This window comes from Citrobacter sp. Cm046, assembly GCF_030333065.1.
GTDB lineage: Bacteria > Pseudomonadota > Gammaproteobacteria > Enterobacterales > Enterobacteriaceae > Citrobacter > Citrobacter murliniae.
Window position 1 is genome coordinate 21083 of sequence record NZ_JAOWGP010000007.1, and the last position, 17817, is coordinate 38899.

Annotated in this window: 17 protein-coding genes; 8 read left to right on the forward strand and 9 right to left on the reverse strand. The window is 51.7% G+C overall.

The window, feature by feature from the left end:
- Positions 1–12: 12 nt before the first annotated feature.
- From OGX98_RS00135 to OGX98_RS00150, 4 genes are all read right to left on the reverse strand, one after another.
- Positions 13–507, reverse strand: coding sequence for a PTS sugar transporter subunit IIB (locus OGX98_RS00135; RefSeq protein WP_048222486.1), 495 nt, complete (start codon positions 505–507; stop codon positions 13–15).
- Positions 507–914: a mannose/fructose/sorbose PTS transporter subunit IIA gene (locus OGX98_RS00140; RefSeq protein ID WP_286594674.1), complete on the reverse strand. Its 408-nt coding sequence runs from the start codon at positions 912–914 to the stop codon at positions 507–509. The genes OGX98_RS00135 and OGX98_RS00140 overlap by 1 nt, the downstream gene beginning before the upstream one ends.
- Before the next feature lie 9 nt (positions 915–923).
- Positions 924–1730 carry an SDR family oxidoreductase gene (locus tag OGX98_RS00145; protein WP_045438454.1) on the reverse strand — a complete coding sequence of 269 codons (807 nt, stop codon included), beginning with the start codon at positions 1728–1730 and terminating at the stop codon, positions 924–926.
- Positions 1731–1800: 70 nt separating this feature from the next.
- A complete protein-coding gene (locus OGX98_RS00150; protein WP_045438457.1) occupies positions 1801–2754 on the reverse strand; it encodes a sugar-binding transcriptional regulator in 954 nt (317 codons plus the stop codon).
- Positions 2755–3097: 343 nt separating this feature from the next.
- On the opposite strand from OGX98_RS00150, the gene rluF reads away from it, so the two are divergent.
- Entirely contained in the window at positions 3098–3973 is an 876-nt protein-coding gene (rluF, locus tag OGX98_RS00155) for a 23S rRNA pseudouridine(2604) synthase RluF (RefSeq protein ID WP_045438459.1), read from the forward strand.
- Here rluF and OGX98_RS00160 read toward each other — a convergent pair.
- The 3 genes from OGX98_RS00160 to rtcR all read right to left on the reverse strand — a co-directional run bounded on the left by OGX98_RS00160 (position 3970) and on the right by rtcR (position 7028).
- Positions 3970–4242 (reverse strand): YjbD family protein, encoded by a 273-nt coding sequence (locus tag OGX98_RS00160; RefSeq protein ID WP_045438461.1) that lies wholly within the window; start codon positions 4240–4242, stop codon positions 3970–3972. The two genes, rluF and OGX98_RS00160, sit on opposite strands and share 4 nt — an antisense overlap.
- A gap of 97 nt (positions 4243–4339) precedes the next feature.
- Positions 4340–5281 (reverse strand): ketopantoate/pantoate/pantothenate transporter PanS, encoded by a 942-nt coding sequence (panS, locus tag OGX98_RS00165; RefSeq protein WP_048222477.1) that lies wholly within the window; start codon positions 5279–5281, stop codon positions 4340–4342.
- Between the two features lie 166 nt (positions 5282–5447).
- Positions 5448–7028 (reverse strand): RNA repair transcriptional activator RtcR, encoded by a 1581-nt coding sequence (rtcR, locus tag OGX98_RS00170; RefSeq protein WP_225760358.1) that lies wholly within the window; start codon positions 7026–7028, stop codon positions 5448–5450.
- Between the two features lie 451 nt (positions 7029–7479).
- Here rtcR and OGX98_RS00175 point away from each other — a divergent pair, with 451 nt between their 5' ends.
- A complete protein-coding gene (locus OGX98_RS00175; protein WP_286594675.1) occupies positions 7480–8616 on the forward strand; it encodes a slipin family protein in 1137 nt (378 codons plus the stop codon).
- Positions 8617–8721: 105 nt separating this feature from the next.
- On the opposite strand, the gene lysC is transcribed toward OGX98_RS00175, so the two are convergent.
- A complete protein-coding gene (gene lysC, locus OGX98_RS00180; protein ID WP_048222471.1) occupies positions 8722–10071 on the reverse strand; it encodes a lysine-sensitive aspartokinase 3 in 1350 nt (449 codons plus the stop codon).
- A 310-nt stretch (positions 10072–10381) separates the two neighbouring features.
- On the opposite strand from lysC, the gene pgi reads away from it, so the two are divergent.
- The 6 genes from pgi (at position 10382) to psiE (ending at position 16804) form a co-directional block, all read left to right on the forward strand.
- On the forward strand, positions 10382–12028 hold the full coding sequence (gene pgi, locus OGX98_RS00185) for a glucose-6-phosphate isomerase (RefSeq protein WP_045438468.1): 1647 nt from the start codon (positions 10382–10384) through the stop codon (positions 12026–12028).
- Between the two features lie 373 nt (positions 12029–12401).
- Positions 12402–12644, forward strand: a complete 243-nt coding sequence (gene yjbE, locus OGX98_RS00190; protein WP_045438470.1) for an exopolysaccharide production protein YjbE — start codon at positions 12402–12404, stop codon at positions 12642–12644.
- A gap of 122 nt (positions 12645–12766) precedes the next feature.
- The gene (locus OGX98_RS00195) at positions 12767–13405 is read left to right on the forward strand and encodes a YjbF family lipoprotein (protein WP_200012931.1); all 639 of its coding nucleotides are present in this window, start codon (positions 12767–12769) and stop codon (positions 13403–13405) included.
- Positions 13402–14139, forward strand: coding sequence for a capsule biosynthesis GfcC family protein (locus tag OGX98_RS00200; RefSeq protein ID WP_048222463.1), 738 nt, complete (start codon positions 13402–13404; stop codon positions 14137–14139). Before OGX98_RS00195 ends, OGX98_RS00200 begins: the two co-directional genes overlap by 4 nt.
- Complete coding sequence (locus OGX98_RS00205) at positions 14139–16235, forward strand: YjbH domain-containing protein (protein ID WP_286594700.1); 2097 nt, start codon at positions 14139–14141, stop codon at positions 16233–16235. The genes OGX98_RS00200 and OGX98_RS00205 overlap by 1 nt, the downstream gene beginning before the upstream one ends.
- Positions 16236–16393: 158 nt before the next feature.
- A complete protein-coding gene (psiE, locus tag OGX98_RS00210; RefSeq protein ID WP_003031674.1) occupies positions 16394–16804 on the forward strand; it encodes a phosphate-starvation-inducible protein PsiE in 411 nt (136 codons plus the stop codon).
- Between the two features lie 111 nt (positions 16805–16915).
- Here the strand turns inward: psiE and malG are convergent, their stop codons facing one another.
- Entirely contained in the window at positions 16916–17806 is an 891-nt protein-coding gene (gene malG / locus OGX98_RS00215) for a maltose ABC transporter permease MalG (protein ID WP_045438481.1), read from the reverse strand.
- Positions 17807–17817 lie beyond the last annotated feature (11 nt).

Genomic DNA, 17817 nt, shown 5'->3' on the forward strand with positions numbered 1-17817 from the left:
TTTTGTGTATATTTATTCAGCGAAAGATTGTTCTTTTATTTTTTCGAGAATACTAATCGATGGGTCGGAAGCCACGACGCGTAAATCCAGAGTGACGCCTAATTGATCCAACTCACGGAACGCATTAATATCATCGTCATCTAGCGAGACCGCTTTGGTTAATTGTTTTTTACCCGGTCGCCAGGCCATGCCACCAATATTTAAGGTGGCGATTTGCACGCCTTGTTTTACCATTGCCAAGGCATCCTGTGGGCGGGTAAATAAATAAAATACGGTTTCGTCTTTATATTGCGGATTGTGATATACCGCGACCGCCTTTTCGATATTGACTACGTTAACTTTCATCCCTGGCGGGGCAGCCTGGCGCAATAATGTCCGGCGTACTTCATCGTTATAGACGTCATCGTTACAGATAATAATCCGTTGGGCATTCGCCACCTTCGACCAGACGGTGGTGACCTGACCGTGGATCAGGCGGTCATCAATACGAGCAAGGGTAATGTTCATCAGAAATCCTCATCGATCGTTTCCAGTGGCTTCCAGACGACGCAAGTTTGTAGCGCAATGCTCGTCAGGTGTTCACACAGTTCATCCACGTTCATACTGCTCTGGTTGTCCACCAGTTCCAGCGCCAACGGCAGTGACAACCCACTAATGACCCGTATTGCCGGGTTACGCATCGCCAGTGTGGCGGCGGCATTCCAGGGGCTGCCACACTGTAAATCGACGGCTATCAGCCACTCATCTCTAGTGTGGGCGCTCACTAACTTTTCCAGTTTTACCACGATGTCACTGGCGTTTTCACCGGGGACAAATTCCACCGCTTCCACGTTGGCATCGCCGTAGACCATCTGCACCGATTCCAGCATGGCGCAGGCCAGTTTGCCGTGGGCGCAGAAGATTGCATTGACCATAAAATCTCCTTAGCCGCGCGTTTTTCCGCCCGCAATGTTAGTGGTTACTCCGGTAATATAGCTGGCGCGTTCTGACAGAAGATAACAAACAAAATCAGCAACTTCGCTCAGGCGTCCCGAACGGCCAATAGGAATTGAGTTTTTGGTATAGCCCTCGCGCAACTGCTCGACGGTGATGTTGCGGGTCCAGGCCAGCGCTTCTTCATACTCGGGGGTGCGCAGTCCGGTTTTTTCCAGAATGCCAGGTGCAATTCCGACTACACGAATACCGTGTTTGCCCAATTCCTTTGACCAGGAACGGGTAAAGCTATTCAGTGCGGCTTTGGTGGCGGCATAGCAACTTTGACCCTCTGAGCCTTCCAGTCCGCTTTCGGAAGAGACATTCACAATTACGCCGTCATGCTGTTTCACCATCTGGCGTGCCACTGCTTGCGACATTAAGAACACACCTTTCTGGTTGATGTTGACCATTTTTTCAAAAGCAGCTTCGTTGAGTTCATATTGTCCGGCGGGTGCTTTTTCATCGACAAGCAGGCGTGGGAAATTAACCCCTGCATTATTCACCAGTCCGTCAATACGTCCGTAGCGTTGAATAATTTCAGCAACAGTATGATTAACTTCTTTGGCGCTGGAAATATCCGTTGGCCAGAAGTGATATCCGCTATGGCCTTCATATTTACCTTCTCCGCCATGAATATCTGCCATTTGCACATTAGCGCCTTGTGCTAATAATTCTTCGACAATGGCCAGGCCAATTCCGGATGCGCCACCGGTAACAATAATGACTTTATCTTGCAGATTTAACCACGTTTTCATAATAGACTCCCAATTTCAGATAAGGGGATCCCTCATAAAATTAATTACGTCAGGATCAATTTGAATATATTTATTTCAACAATAATTCAGCAGTATGGCTGTTAGTGACTAAACCGTTAATATAATTTCCGCGTAAAGCACCGAGAATACCGCTCAGTTTTTCTTCCCCCATGGCGATGCCGATGGAGTAACGCGCCTGCTTTAATTTATTGGTTTCGATGGAGAGCGTCTTTTCACTCATATTGGTCTCTACCGTCACACCGTTGATATCATAAAAGCGTGAACAAATGTCCCCGGCAACCTGACGGGCATGCAGGTCATCACTCTCTTCGCTGCCGTAAAATGCATGCCAGTTAGCACCATCTCGTATCGCCGGGGAACCAATTCCCACCAGCGCGACATCCAGATTATCCCAGTAGGCGGAAATCGATTTAAAATGTCGTGACTGCATAATCCCGTTACGGATCAGCGGATTTTCCAGAAGCGCCGGGAAATCTGCCAGGTGAGATTCACCCTTGAGCTTTGCCGCTGCGCTGTAAGTCAGCGTGTTGACGTGGTAGCGACTTTCAAGTTTGCCGGAAGGCCCGCCGATGATAGGCACGCAGATAAGCTGACGTGACTGGCTGGCGGGGGATAATCCTTCAACCAGTCCCCTTACCGCGCGCCCCCATGAGAAACCGATAATATCGCCAGGTTCCAGCAAGCGTTCCAGTAACTGCGCGCCGTGCACGCCCATCATCTTGAGCTGTTCATCTTCCTGTTCGCTATCGCAGGAGACCACGACCGCTTCTTTCAGGCCAAATTTCTGTTTTAGCTGCTGTTCCAGCCACAGGTTCTCGTTGTAGTCGTAATTAATGGCGATGGTGACGATGCCTTGCTCGCGACCACGCTTTAGCAAGCGGCTGATCGTGGTGCGATAGATTCCCAGCTCCCGGGCGATTTGCGCTTGTGTCATATCCTGTTCGTAATAAAGCTGCGCTATTTTTACGATCAGGCGGATATCATCGCTGTTTTCCGTCGCCATCTTTGGGCTCCTGCACATTTGTGCAAATCACGAAATTGACTTCTTGATCTGATATAACCCCATCCGTTCCACATCTCAAAGCTATTTTCACTTATTTCATCGCCATGAACTGGCTGATTATGTTGCACATTTGATGTGCTGATAGCGCGTTGCTGGCACAAATGTGCTTGTTGCTGTAATGCGTTGATTCTGTTTATTTTCGCCCAACAAAATTGCAGGCGCGGATTGCTGACACTTTTGTGTAGAAAGGTGTGATTGATCACATATAGCGCTTGGGCATTCGAACACGATTATTTTTTATCGCCCGCAAGGTAGGGTATATTTCTCTGCCAAAGGAGAACTTATGCTGCCCGACTCATCCATCCGATTAAATAAATACATCAGTGAAAGCGGAATCTGCTCGCGTCGCGAGGCGGATCGCTTTATCGAACAAGGAAATGTCTTCATTAATGGCAAACGCGCCACCATTGGCGATCAGGTGATGCCTGGCGACGTCGTCAAAGTGAATGGTCGGTTGATTGAGCCGCGTGAAGCGGAAGATCTGGTTTTTATCGCGCTGAATAAGCCGGTGGGGATCGTGAGCACTACCGAAGACAGCGAACGCGACAACATTGTTGATTTTGTGAACCACAGTAAGCGCGTGTTCCCGATTGGCCGCCTGGATAAAGACTCTCAGGGGCTGATTTTTCTGACCAACCATGGCGACCTGGTCAATAAGATCCTGCGTGCCGGTAACGATCACGAAAAAGAGTATCTGGTGACGGTTGATAAGCCGGTCACGGACGAGTTCATTCGTGGAATGGGGGCTGGTGTGCCTATTCTTGGCACTGTCACCAAAAAATGTAAGGTCCGGAAAGAGGCGCCGTTTGTTTTTCGCATCACGCTTGTTCAGGGGCTAAATCGCCAGATCCGTCGTATGTGCGAACACTTTGGCTATGAAGTCACGAAGCTTGAACGTACGCGTATCATGAACGTCGGTCTCTCCGGCTTACCGCTGGGGGAATGGCGTGATCTGACGGATGATGAACTGATCGAACTGTTCAAATTGATTGAAAACTCTTCTTCAGAAGCGAAACCGAAGGCGAAAGCGAAGCCAAAAACGGCAGGTATTAAGCGCCCGGTCGTGAAGATCGAAAAATCCGCTGAGAAAGAGAAAGCGCGCCCGGCTGCAAACGGTAAACGTTTTACCTCGCCGGGGCGTAAGAAGAAAGGACGTTAACGTCTGCCGCGCGTTGGCGTATTCGCTGACCAGGAAAACGATGCTTCCGCATCTGGTTTATAAGCCTGCTTTTTCTTCAACTGGCGGGCTTTTTTTGCCTCTGCTTCGCGCTGAACCATCAGCTTATCGATGTATTCCTTCTTAATACTGTTGGTCTCTGCGTTGGTCAGCAGGCGGCCATGTGCAATGCGGGCGCGGTCAAGCAGCGTTTTCAGCTCACGCTGTTCGCGCTCGGTCATCTCTTTTTGGGTAATGCGGGGGAGTGCCATACGGTTGCCCTCAGTTAGCCTGTTAGCTCAGTGTACGGTAATCTCGGGCTGTCTGATAGCATATAGGCCGGGTAAGCTTGCGCCTCCCGGCACTTTTTTAGTTTTCCTTCACCGCCTGATGGTGTTTCTCATCAATTGGTTTACCGGACCAGTAGCCTGCCAGCAGTGAGCCGGAAAGGTTATGCCAGACAGAGAACAGTGCGCCTGGAAGCGCGGCCAGCGGGCCGAAGTAGATTTTTCCCAGCGCGGCAGCAAGTCCTGAGTTCTGCATTCCCACCTCGATCGCCAGCGTGCGGCAGGTGGATTCATCGAAGCCAAACAGTTTTCCGCCCCAGTAACCACCGAGCAGACCGATAGTGTTGTGCAAAATCACGGCGATAATCACCACAAAGCCGACGGATGCGATGTGTGACGCGGAACCCGCCACGACTGCGCTGATGATCGCCAGAATGCACACCATTGAGAAAGCAGGTAGATACGGCTCCACGGCTTTGACTACCCGTGGGAACAGATGGTGAATGACCAGACCCAGAGCGATTGGGATTACGACAATTTGTAGAATGCTGAGCAGCATTCCCATCACATCCACCTGAATATGCGCATCGACATACAGTCGTGTCAGCAGCGGGGTGGCGACGACGCCTACCAGCGTTGAAACAGATGAAATAGTGACAGACAGCGCCACGTCACCCTTTGCCAGGTAGATCATTACATTGGATGCAGTGCCGCTGGCGACACTACCGACCAGTACCATGCCAGCGGACAGTTCCGGTGGCATATGGAAAGCCAGTGCCAGAATCCAGGCCGCGAGCGGCATCACCAGATAGTGCAGGAAAATACCTGCGGCGACCGGTGCAGGACGTGAGAGTACGCGCTTAAAGTCATCAACTTTAAGATGTACGCCCATCCCGAGCATAATCAGCATTAACAGCGTGGTGACCCATGGGCCAACAGGGGTAAAGGTGGATGGCGTATAATACGCGATAACAGAGAGTAGCAGCGCCCATAACGGGAACAGCCGGGTGAGAGTGGCGAGCATGTTGTTTTCCTTGCACTTTACTCGTCATATTTCAGGCAACAGCGATGTCGCTGTCACCAGAATTATTAAGAGTCGGTTGTGTTTGCTTGTTATAAACAGGCCGGGATCGAGCCCGACCATAGCTATTGTTTATCGCGTGCAGGAATTTTATTCAAACAAATTATGTTCATGTTCCGCTGCGGACACTCTCCCAGTTCAACCCAAAACGGGCCAGATATTTTCGCAGGCGGTCTGCATCGTTAGGATTGGTTTTTTTCTGGCGGGATACGGCAAACAGCTCGCGTCCAGCTTCGGACAATGATGCGCTGCGGCGGCAAACGTCGAGGACCGTTTCTAACTGACGCTTATCAAACAGGTCGATCTCCATATTGATTTCAGGCTGCGAGGTCGTTAGCTGCCAGCTCTCCTGTAACAGCACAATCTCTTCTTCGACAAGAGATAACGTGATGCGCCCCTGTTCGGCCAGTGTCGCCATTCGGGCAACGGATGAACTCAGTTCGCGAAAATTGCCGCGCCATTCCGCCTGTGATGAACAGGCAAACGCCAGATAACGTTCTCGTGCCTCTTTGTCGAAACGGATCTGCATCTGTTTCTTATCGGAAAAACGCTGTAGTTCATACTCTACATTCGGTGCGATATCTTCCCGTCGCTGTGCCAGACCCGGCAGGGCAAAGCGCCACATATTAATACGCGCATAGAGATCCTCGCGGAAACGTCCCTCGGCTACCCATTGCTGCATATCACGATGTGTCCCCGCAATCAGCTGGAAATCACTGTAAACCTCTTTATCCGAGCCAAACGGGAAAAAGGTTTTTTCTTCAATGGCTTTTAACAGCATGGCCTGCTCATCCAGCCCCAGTTCGGCTATTTCATCAAGAAACAACACGCCGCCATCGGCTTCCCGTAATAGCCCTGTACGTGGAGTGAGTGCGCCCGTAAATGCCCCTTTTACATGACCAAACAGCGTGGACATCGCGTTGTCGCCGCGCAGGGTGGCGCAGTTTACCGCCACCAATTTGCCTGCCACCAGATGGCGCGACTGCCGTAACTGAAAAATACGTTTTGCCAGGAAGGATTTACCCGCGCCGGTAGGACCCGTGAGCAAAATTGGATCGGTAGATCGCAACGCAACGCGCTCAATGCGGTCAATCAGTTTGTTAAACGTAGCGTTGCGCGTATCTATCCCTGCTTTCAGAAAGGAGACTGACTGCTGTTGCTCGCGCAGGAAACGGCTGGTCAGCGTGGCATAACGGCTTAAATCCAGATCGATAACCGAGCAGACGCCGGCGGTGACAGCGTCTTCTGATGAGCCTTTGGGGGCTGGACTGGTTTGCAGCAGGCTGGCGGGCAGGTAGCGGGCTTCCGTCAGCAGGAACCAGCAGATCTGCGCCACATGTGTCCCGGTAGTGATGTGTACCAGATACTCTTCGTTTTCAGTATCAAAGGGATAATGGGTCGCGAAGTCGAGAAATGCGGCATAGACCTCCTCAAAATCCCACGGATCGTTAATCGTCACTACATGTGCGCGCACCTCGGTGTGCGGGGAAAGTTGCGTAACGTCTTTGATTAGCCTTTGCGCCACGCTCTCATCGCGCGGCTGGTGGAGCAGTTCCAGTCTGTCGATGGGAAAATCAGTCTGCAGACAGAGGCCCACTGTGGGTCGCCATCTCTTAAAGCGGCTCGCCCGCTTGCCGCGATCGTCCAGCACTGTTCCAAGAACACCAATCACCACCCGACGTTTTTTCATGGTTTATCCAGATAGATAATTTTAGATATTAAAAGATAAGAAATATCGATGGGCGCGGCAACCACCCGTATAAAGGTTGAAAATTAAAGTCATAAAAATCAATAAAATAAAAAATAATCATGGCAATTTATCTTTCTGGCACGCTTCTGGCTATAACCCCTTCGTCAATAACGCTGAAAGCGCAGGGGGTTAAACCCCGCCGGCACATCAGGAACGGCTGATGCTGTTTTCCGGGAGTGTTCCGTCAGTCGATGACTCAAAACGGGTTCGATTCCCAATTTCATCCTCCAAATGAAAACTGGTTGTTAATCATATAAATAAAAACGGGTTTCGCGCAGTAAGCGGACCCAAAACAGGCTGCCGGTAACGATGCCGTGTGGCAGGCAAAAGGGAATTCCCCTGTCGCTTCGCCTCTGCACCCGCGCCTGGTTCACTCATTAAGGAATAAAAAATGGCTAAGAAAATCACAATTAAAAAAGGTCAGTTAGGTCTTTTATCCCGTAAGGGGGATTACTATCAGGTGCTGGAAACAGGCGAACACCGTTTGCCGTGGCTTAACCCACCGGAAGTGCTGATCGTTAACATGGATGGTAGTGAAGTGCCCGAAGCGTTGGCGGAGTATCTGCGCCGCTTCCAGTCATCATGGGTTGATCAGTATTGCCTTGCGGCTGATTTAACCGATACCGAAGCGGCAGCGCTGTATGCCAACGGTATTCTGCAAGAAATTTTGCCGCCCTCGACACGCCGTTTGTACTGGCGGGCTGACGACGCGCTGCAGCTGGTACGCATGGATACGCGTCAGGTTCTGGTGCCAACAGAGGTTATGAATGCGGTGTTACAACCGCGACGCAATGGTGCGGTAAAGGGACGCGAAGCGATCTTAACGGTACAGATTCCGGTGTGGCACGTTGGTGTGCTGAAAATTGACGGTGAAACGCAGGCATTGTTATCGCCAGGCCTGACCGCGTACTGGAAAGTGAATCATCTGGTTGAAGCCGAAGTGGTTGATACCCGCTTGCAGGTACTGGAAGTTGGCGGGCAGGAGATCCTGACCAAAGATAAGGTCAACCTGCGTCTGAATATGGCCGCTAACTGGCGCTATAGCGACGTATTACAGGCTTTTGGCCAGCTCACCAAACCGGTGGATCATCTCTATCGCGAACTGCAGTTTGCGCTGCGTGAAGCGGTGGGTACTCGAACTCTGGATGAACTGCTGGAAGATAAGCAGATTATTGACGAAATCGTGAGTACGCAGGTGAAGAGCCGTATGACGCCGTTTGGTATCGAGGTCGCTTCGTTGGGCGTAAAAGATATTGTGCTGCCGGGGGATATGAAGGCCATATTGTCCCAACTGGTTGAAGCTGAGAAATCGGCGCAGGCTAACGTGATTCGTCGTCGGGAAGAGACTGCTGCGACGCGTTCGCTGTTGAATACGGCGAAAGTTATGGAAAACAACCCGGTTGCATTGCGTTTAAAAGAGCTGGAAACCCTCGAAAGAGTGGCTGAGCGTATCGATAAAATCTCGGTATTCGGTGGACTGGACCAGGTTCTGCACGGTCTGGTGAATATAAAAGGACAGGAACTATAAACGTTAACGGAGTGTACAGCCCGATGATGTTTACACCTGTCGGGCCGTGCACCCATACCGTAAGCCGGATAAGACGATTCACCGCCATCCGGTCTACGGACGTTGTCACTCAAACAGATTATGGTGCAGCTTCTGTACAACCTGCTCAGCTTCAGTACCGGGAACGAGGAAGCACAGGTTATGGCTGGATGCACCATAGCAAATCATGCGAATGTTGAACGGCTCCAGCACGCCAAACACCTCTTTACCCACGCCACAGGCTTTAGACAGGTCGTTACCAATCAGCGCCACCAGTGCGAGACCTTCTTCTACTTCTACCCGGCACAGTGCAGACAGTTCCATGAGCAGAGTCTGTGTCAGCAACGTATCTCCGGTGGAAGTGGAACCTGTGGTGTCCAGGGTTAGCGCCACGCTGACTTCTGAGGTGGTAATCAAATCCACCGAGATATTATGACGTGCCAGAATGCCGAACACTTCCGCTAAAAATCCACGAGAGTGCAGCATATTCAGGCTATGCAGCGTGAGCAGCGTTTGCTTACGACGCAGCGCCAGTGCGCGAAATAGCGGTGGATTCTGGGTTTTATTACACACCAGCGTGCCGCCCGCTTTTGGATCTTTGCTGGAGCCAACAAACACCGGAATATCGCTACGTACGGCGGGTAACAGGGTCGCCGGATGCAACACTTTCGCGCCGAAGGTTGCCATCTCAGCAGCCTCTTCAAAGGCGATTTCATCAATACGTTTAGCGGCTGGAACTACGCGTGGATCGGTTGTGTAGATGCCGGGAACATCGGTCCAGATATCAACGCGCGTTGCGTGCAACGCTTCTGCCAGCAAGGCTGCCGTATAGTCGCTGCCGCCACGTCCCAGCGTGGTGGTGCGGCCTTTGCTTTCGCTACCGATAAAACCCTGGGTAATAACCAGACCTTCATCCAGACGCGGGGCCAGCTGTAGCGTCGCCAGTTCAGCCAGCGCCGAAACATCCGGCTCTGCGCGGCCAAAACGATCGTTGGTTCGCATCACTTTGCGCACATCAAACCACTGCGCCTGCACGTTACGCTCACGCAGGATCTCGACAAACAGCAGGGTAGACATCAGTTCACCGTGGCTGACCAGTTCGTCAGTCAGTGCGGTTGAGGTGGCCAGTGAAGCGGCTTCTGCCAGCGTGGTGATGTTTTCCAGCAGGCGTTCTATCTCTTCGCGGATCACGTTCGGATAGCGCAGGCGTTCCAGGATATCGAACTGAATTTGACGAATGGAATCGAGCTTCTCGAAGCGTTCGGTTGGCTCCAGTCCTTCTGCCAGTGCGACCAGCAGATTGGTAATGCCCGCCGAAGCGGAAAGTACCACTAAACGGACGTTAGCATCGGAAAGTACCACATCCGCGCTGCGATTCATGGCGTCAAAATCCGCCACGCTGGTACCGCCAAACTTGGAGACAACTAGATTTGTCATAACGACCTCGTGTCAGGGAATGAAAAAAGCGACCATGGCACAAAGGCAGAACGGAAACCGGTGCAGGCGCAAATGCAAATACCGTATTTATAAATAAAATGTGTAGCCTGTACTGTCAACGCTGGGATTATGCGGATTTTTCATGCTGCGTTAGCGATGAGTAACAGCGCTTATAACAGCTATACTTTTGCTGCTTTTCATCCTCGATTCATACAGGCCAGTGCAATGGCATTAAAACAATCACACTTTTCTGTGACTGGCGTTACAATCGATCTCAGTCACAATTCTCAAAATCAGAAGAGTATTGCTAATGAAAAACATCAATCCAACGCAGACCTCAGCCTGGCAGGCACTACAAAAACACTTTGAAGAGATGAAAGACGTTACAATCGCGGACCTGTTCGCGAAAGATAGCGATCGCTTCACTAAATTTTCCGCGACGTTTGACGATCTGATGCTGGTGGATTTCTCCAAAAACCGCATCACTGAAGAGACGTTGGCCAAACTGCAGGATCTGGCGAAAGAGACCGATCTCGCAGGTGCTATCAAATCCATGTTCTCCGGTGAAAAGATCAACCGCACCGAGGACCGTGCGGTGCTGCACGTAGCGCTGCGCAACCGTAGCAATACGCCAATCATTGTTGACGGCAAAGATGTGATGCCGGAAGTGAACGCGGTGCTGGAGAAGATGAAATCCTTCTCTGAAGCGATTATCTCCGGCAGTTGGAAAGGCTACACTGGTAAGGCAATCACTGATGTGGTGAACATTGGTATCGGCGGCTCTGACCTTGGCCCGTTCATGGTGACCGAAGCGCTGCGTCCGTACAAAAATCACCTGAATATGCACTTTGTGTCTAACGTTGACGGCACGCATATTGCCGAAGTGCTGAAGAAAGTGAACCCGGAAACCACGCTGTTCCTGGTCGCGTCTAAAACCTTCACTACTCAGGAAACCATGACCAACGCCCACAGCGCGCGCGACTGGTTCCTGGCGACCGCAGGCGACAACAAGCACGTTGCCAAACACTTCGCGGCACTGTCCACCAACGGCAAAGCGGTTGGCGAGTTCGGTATTGATACCGCCAACATGTTCGAGTTCTGGGACTGGGTCGGTGGACGCTATTCCCTGTGGTCAGCAATCGGCCTGTCTATCATCCTGTCCGTGGGCTACGACAATTTCGTTGAGCTGCTGTCCGGTGCGCACGCAATGGATAAGCATTTCTCCACCACGCCTGCAGAGAAAAACCTGCCGGTGCTGTTGGCGCTGATCGGTATCTGGTACAACAATTTCTTTGGTGCTGAAACCGAAGCGATCCTGCCGTATGACCAGTATATGCACCGTTTCGCGGCCTACTTCCAGCAGGGAAATATGGAATCCAACGGTAAATACGTTGACCGTAACGGCAACGCGGTGGATTACCAGACTGGCCCAATCATCTGGGGTGAGCCGGGCACTAACGGTCAGCACGCGTTCTATCAGTTGATTCATCAGGGCACCAAAATGGTTCCTTGTGACTTTATCGCTCCGGCGATTACCCACAACCCGCTGTCGGATCACCATCCGAAGCTGCTGTCCAACTTCTTCGCTCAGACTGAAGCGCTGGCGTTTGGTAAATCTCGCGAAGTGGTTGAGCAGGAATATCGTGACCAGGGTAAAGATCCGGCTCAGCTCGAGCACGTTGTGCCGTTTAAAGTGTTTGAAGGCAACCGTCCGACTAACTCCATTCTGCTGCGTGAAATTACCCCGTTCAGTCTGGGTGCGCTGATTGCACTGTATGAGCATAAAATCTTTACTCAGGGCGCAATCCTCAACATCTTCACCTTCGACCAGTGGGGCGTGGAGCTGGGCAAACAACTGGCAAACCGCATTCTGCCAGAGCTGAACGATGATAAAGAAATCAACAGCCACGACTGCTCGACTAACGGTTTGATTAACCGTTATAAGTCCTGGCGTTAATCTGCGTCTTCCTTTGAACCGCAGCAATAATGAAATTAAAAAGCCGATATTATTATCGGCTTTTTTTATAAGATAATTCCCTTTCTCTTGAACCTTATGTGAAAATTTAATTGAGCTTAATCCTAAAATAATTTTATTACTTTAATGTTTGCTCGATTATTTTCAGAGTTTACGGATATTGTATTTTTATATAATTATTTTAACTAACTGATTTATATTTGTTTATATATTAAAAGTTATTATTAGTACGTTCTTTTTTCTAATTATCCTAAATTCCCGCGTGCCGTAATTCGCATACTTCGGTTGTGTATACTCGATCTCGCCCGAAATTCTTTTGGGTAAATCTCCATTCATACAATGAAGGGAATTTGTGATGAAAAAAGTTCTGTATGGCCTTTTGGCTATATCTGCGCTTGCGGCGACTTCTGTCCATGCCGCCCCCGTCCAGGTGGGGGAGGCTGCAGGGTCAGCTGCCGCGTCGGTTTCGGCAGGAAGTTCCTCCGCAACCAGCGTGAGCACCGTAAGTTCTGCGGTGGGGGTCGCCCTGGCGGCAACCGGTGGTGGAGATGGCTCTAATACCGGAACCACAACCACCACGACCACCAGTACCCAGTAATCGCGGTACGTTTAACCATAACCACACTTCGGTGTGGTTATTTTGGATTGCCGTAAGCCTGCGGGACTTATCGGCCTGCCGGGTAAGCATAGCGCCACCCGGCAATAATGCGGAGAAGCGTCGTGAAGCGACCAGCGCTCATATTGGTTTGCCTGTTACTGCAGGCGTGTTCTGCCTCAACTGAGGGGCTGGGACATTCGCTGTGGAATAGCGTGTTCGGTACACCTGGCGTACAGATGACGGACGATGATATCCAAAACATGCCCTATGCCAGCCAGTATATGCAGCTCAATGACGGCCCTCAGCTGTTTGTGGTGCTCGCTTTCGCAGAAAACGACCAGCAGAAATGGGTGACGCAGGATCAGGCCGTTCTCGTGACACAGCACGGACGTCTGGTGAAAACATGGCTCGGCGGAGACAACCTGATCGAGGTGAATAATCTGGCGGCAGACCCGCTTATCAAGCCAAACCAGATCGTCGACGGTGTCACCTGGAGCCGTACGATGGGCTGGACCGAGCATAAGCAGGTGCGCTACGCCACCGCCCGCTCGGTCTTCAAATGGGATGGCACTGACAGTATCAGGGTTGCCAGCGATGAAACCTCGGTTCGCGTGCTGGATGAAGAGGTGACGACCGATCAGGCCCGTTGGCATAACCGCTACTGGATCGATAGCGACGGGCTGATTCGTCAGTCGAAACAGTACCTGGGCGCAAATTACTTCCCGGTGAAAACCACGCTGATTAAGGCGGCAAAATCATGATGAAACGGACTATTACAGCGCTTCTCGTCAGCCTGAGCGTGTCATCTGTTTTTGCAGCAGGCACTGTCAAAGTGATGACGACAGGCAACACGGAGGCGAAAACGCTGGCCGATGTGGAGCACCTGATCGATCTGGTGGGACAACCGAAACTGGCAAATAGCTGGTGGCCAGCGGCGATCATCAGCGAAGAACAGGCGACCATTACAGCGCAGCGCCAACAACAGGTGCTGTTAGGACGTTTAGCGGCGCTGAGTTCAGAGGAAAGTGGTGACGCCGCTGCCGCCATCAACACGTTACATCAGCAAGTGCAGGTGCTGAAGGTTACCGGCAGACAGCGGATTAATCTCGATCCGGACGTTGTGCGGGTAAGTGACGGCGGTAACCCGCCATTACAGGGCAACTACACGCTTTGGGTCGGGCCAGAGCCAACAGAAATTACGTTGTTTGGGCTGGTAAGTCGCCCGGGGAAGCAACCGTTTGTGGCCGGGCGTGATGTTGCCAGCTATCTCGATGGGCAAAGTTTGCTCAGTGGTGCCGATCGCAGTTATGCGTGGGTGGTCTATCCCGACGGACGTACACAGAAAGCGCCAGTCGCTTACTGGAACAAACGCCACGTAGAGCTGATGCCCGGCAGCACCCTTTTTGTCGGACTCGCCGATGCCGTCTGGAGTACAGCCCCGGATGAAATCAATGCCGACATCCTTCGCACTCTGACCCAGCGGATACCCGAATGATGAGAAAAACTTATCTGCTCAGCTTATTGGCGCTGGGTGTAAGCGTGGCGTGCCACGGTGAAACTTTCCCGGCGCCTGTTGGCCCTTCTCAGTCAGACTTTGGCGGCGTGGGGCTGCTGCAAACCCCGACCGCACGGATGGCGCGTGAAGGGGAAATGAGCCTCAACTATCGTGATAACGATCAGTACCGCTACTACTCCGCGTCTGTGCAGCTTTTTCCCTGGCTGGAAACCACACTGCGCTACACCGATGTGCGTACTAAAAAATACAGCAGTGTTGAGTCGTTTTCTGGCGATCAAACATACAAGGATAAGGCTTTCGACCTCAAATTACGGCTGTGGGAAGAGAGTTACTGGATGCCGCAGGTGGCGGTTGGTGCGCGGGATATCGGCGGGACTGGCCTGTTTGATGCGGAATACATTGTGGCGAATAAGGCCTGGGGCCCTTTTGATTTCTCGCTCGGCCTTGGCTGGGGATATCTGGGAACCAGCGGCAATGTGAGTAATCCGCTGTGTTCGTACAGCGATAAATTCTGTTATCGCGATAACAGCTATAAACAGGCCGGATCTATCGATGGCAGCCAGATGTTCCACGGTCCGGCATCGTTGTTTGGCGGCGTGGAATACCAGACACCCTGGCAGCCATTGCGTCTGAAACTGGAGTATGAAGGGAACAATTACCAGCAGGATTTTGCGGGTAAGCTGGAGCAGAAGAGCAAGTTTAACGTCGGCGCCATTTACCGCGTCACCGATTGGGCCGACATTAACCTCAGCTACGAACGCGGCAATACCTTTATGTTTGGGGTCACGTTGCGTACCAACTTCAACGATCTGCGGCCCAGCTATAACGACAATGCCCGACCGAAATATCAGCCGCAGCCGCAGGATGCCATCCTGCAACATTCGGTAGTGGCGAATCAGTTAACGTTGCTGAAATACAACGCCGGGCTGGCGGATCCGAAGATTCAGGTGAAGGGCGAGACACTTTACGTCACCGGCGAACAGGTGAAGTACCGTGACTCTCGTGAAGGGATCGAACGAGCGAATCGGATCGTGATGAACGATCTTCCGGAAGGGATCCGCACGATCCGCGTAACAGAAAATCGCTTGAATTTACCGCAGGTGACGACCGAAACGGATGTATCAAGCCTGAAGAACCATCTGCAAGGGGAACCGTTGGGACATGAAACTTCGCTGGTGCAAAACCGCGTCGAACCCGTTGTTCCACAAACTGTCGAGCAGGGCTGGTATATCGATAAGTCACGCTTCGATTTTCATATCGATCCGGTGCTTAATCAGTCGGTTGGCGGCCCGGAAAACTTCTATATGTATCAGTTGGGTGTTATGGGGACGGCGGATCTGTGGGTCACGGATCACCTGCTCACTACCGGCAGTCTGTTTGCCAATCTTGCCAATAACTACGACAAGTTTAATTACACTAATCCGCCGCAGGATTCGCATTTGCCGCGGGTTCGTACCCACGTACGTGACTATGTGCAGAACGACGTGTATGTGAATAATCTCCAGGCTAACTACTTCCAGTCTCTTGGTCATGGGTTTTACGGACAGGTTTACGGCGGCTATCTGGAGACCATGTACGGCGGCGCGGGGGCTGAAGTGCTGTACCGCCCGCTGGATGGTAATTGGGCGTTTGGTATTGACGCCAACTACGTGAAACAACGTGACTGGCGCAGTGCGCAGGAGATGATGAAATTCACCGACTACAGCGTGAAGACCGGGCATCTGACGGCCTACTGGAATCCTTCGTTCGCCCAGGATGTGCTGGTGAAAGCCAGTGTCGGGCAGTATCTGGCTGGAGATAAAGGTGGGACGCTGGAGATTGCTAAACGCTTCGACAGCGGTGTCGTGGTGGGCGGCTATGCGACCATCACCGATGCATCACCAGATGAGTACGGGGAAGGGGATTTTACCAAAGGCGTGTATGTTTCTGTGCCGCTGGATCTCTTCTCCACCGGCCCAACCCGCAGTCGTGCGGCGATCGGCTGGACACCGTTGACGCGTGACGGAGGCCAGCAGCTTGGACGTAAGTTTGGTCTGTACGATATGACCAGCGACAGGAGTGAGAAATTTCGCTGATGTGAGCGTTGTTTGCCCGGTGGCGCTACGCGCATCGGGCAAGCAGCAGGCCGGATAAGGTGCTTACGATCCCTGAATAAAAAATAAACAAAAAATATAGATCTCTGTCACATTTTTGCGTTATACAGGAACTTCGCCACAGAGTAAGAGGTGCTGTTATGACGTCACTATCTCGTCCACGTGTTGAGTTTATCTCCACGATTTTACAGACCGTCCTGAATCTAGGACTGCTCAGTCTGGGCCTGATTCTGGTCGTATTTCTTGGGAAAGAGACGCTGCATCTGGCAGACGTTCTGTTCGCGCCGGAACAAACCAGCAAGTATGAGCTGGTGGAAGGGCTGGTGGTGTATTTTCTCTACTTTGAATTTATCGCACTGATTGTGAAGTACTTTCAGTCAGGTTTTCACTTTCCACTACGCTACTTTGTCTATATCGGGATCACTGCGATTGTGCGCCTGATCATTGTCGATCATAAAGCGCCAATGGATGTATTGATCTATTCTGCGGCGATCTTGTTGTTGGTGATTACGCTGTGGCTGTGTAATTCCAAGCGGCTGAAGCGAGAGTAAAAAAATGGCGCTCCGTAGAGCGCCGAAAAACAGTCACAGGTTGGGATAACATAAGTTGAGGGTTGCAGTGGCATTGCACTGCCCGTTGCCGGGCAGGTACTTCGATGAAACTTAGCCTTTCACACCACCCGCCGTCAGACCGTTGACCAGCCAGCGCTGTGCCAGCAGGAAAACCAGGGTGATCGGAATGGCGGAAAGAACGGCGGCGGCGGCAAAGTCGCCCCACAAATAGTTCTGTGGATTGAGGTACTGCTGCATACCTACCGCCAGGGTGTAGCTGTTCACATCACGCAGTAGCAGTGAAGCGACCGGAACTTCAGTAATTGCGGCGATAAACGACAGAATAAACACCACCGCCAGAATCGGTACCGAAAGTGGTAATAGCACCAGACGGAATGCCTGCCATGGTGTTGCGCCATCCAGCGCCGCCGCTTCTTCCAGCGAACCATCAATCGTTTCAAAGTAGCCTTTAATCGTCCATACATGCAGGGCGATACCGCCGAGGTAAGCGAAGATCACGCCACCGTGAGTGTTCAGACCGATAAAAGGAATGTACTGTCCGAGGCGGTCAAACAAGGCATACAACGCCACCAGTGACAGAACCGCCGGGAACATCTGGAAAATTAGCATCCCTTTCAGCAACGTGGCTTTACCCGGAAAGCGCATACGGGCAAAGGCGTAGGCGCAGGTAGTGGAGAGTGCCACGATGCCGATGGCGGTAATTCCGGCGATTTTCACTGAGTTCCACAGCCACAACAGAACCGGGAAGGGAGGCGGTGTGACACGGCCGTCAGCATGTTCAACGCTGAAACCCAATGCCAGCCGCCAGTGTTCCCAGGATATATTTTCCGGGATCAGGCTCCCGGTAGCAAAGTTACCTTCGCGCAATGAAATCGCGATAACCATCAGCAGCGGGAACATAATTGCCGCGATGAAAATCAGCAAGCCTAAGTGCGTCGCGAAGAGGCGCATTTTTTGAGATTTGGGTTGGACCATAGCCATGTTCAATGCCC

Bases quoted from the DNA above. Each gene is read 5' to 3' on its own strand.
- OGX98_RS00135 (WP_048222486.1), bottom strand. From the start codon at position 507: ATGAACATTACCCTTGCTCGTATTGATGACCGCCTGATCCACGGTCAG.
- OGX98_RS00140 (WP_286594674.1), bottom strand. From the start codon at position 914: ATGGTCAATGCAATCTTCTGCGCCCACGGCAAACTGGCCTGCGCCATG.
- OGX98_RS00145 (WP_045438454.1), bottom strand. From the start codon at position 1,730: ATGAAAACGTGGTTAAATCTGCAAGATAAAGTCATTATTGTTACCGGT.
- OGX98_RS00150 (WP_045438457.1), bottom strand. From the start codon at position 2,754: ATGGCGACGGAAAACAGCGATGATATCCGCCTGATCGTAAAAATAGCG.
- rluF (WP_045438459.1), top strand. From the start codon at position 3,098: ATGCTGCCCGACTCATCCATCCGATTAAATAAATACATCAGTGAAAGC.
- OGX98_RS00160 (WP_045438461.1), bottom strand. From the start codon at position 4,242: ATGGCACTCCCCCGCATTACCCAAAAAGAGATGACCGAGCGCGAACAG.
- panS (WP_048222477.1), bottom strand. From the start codon at position 5,281: ATGCTCGCCACTCTCACCCGGCTGTTCCCGTTATGGGCGCTGCTACTC.
- rtcR (WP_225760358.1), bottom strand. From the start codon at position 7,028: ATGAAAAAACGTCGGGTGGTGATTGGTGTTCTTGGAACAGTGCTGGAC.
- OGX98_RS00175 (WP_286594675.1), top strand. From the start codon at position 7,480: ATGGCTAAGAAAATCACAATTAAAAAAGGTCAGTTAGGTCTTTTATCC.
- lysC (WP_048222471.1), bottom strand. From the start codon at position 10,071: ATGACAAATCTAGTTGTCTCCAAGTTTGGCGGTACCAGCGTGGCGGAT.
- pgi (WP_045438468.1), top strand. From the start codon at position 10,382: ATGAAAAACATCAATCCAACGCAGACCTCAGCCTGGCAGGCACTACAA.
- yjbE (WP_045438470.1), top strand. From the start codon at position 12,402: ATGAAAAAAGTTCTGTATGGCCTTTTGGCTATATCTGCGCTTGCGGCG.
- OGX98_RS00200 (WP_048222463.1), top strand. From the start codon at position 13,402: ATGATGAAACGGACTATTACAGCGCTTCTCGTCAGCCTGAGCGTGTCA.
- OGX98_RS00205 (WP_286594700.1), top strand. From the start codon at position 14,139: ATGAGAAAAACTTATCTGCTCAGCTTATTGGCGCTGGGTGTAAGCGTG.
- psiE (WP_003031674.1), top strand. From the start codon at position 16,394: ATGACGTCACTATCTCGTCCACGTGTTGAGTTTATCTCCACGATTTTA.
- malG (WP_045438481.1), bottom strand. From the start codon at position 17,806: ATGGCTATGGTCCAACCCAAATCTCAAAAAATGCGCCTCTTCGCGACG.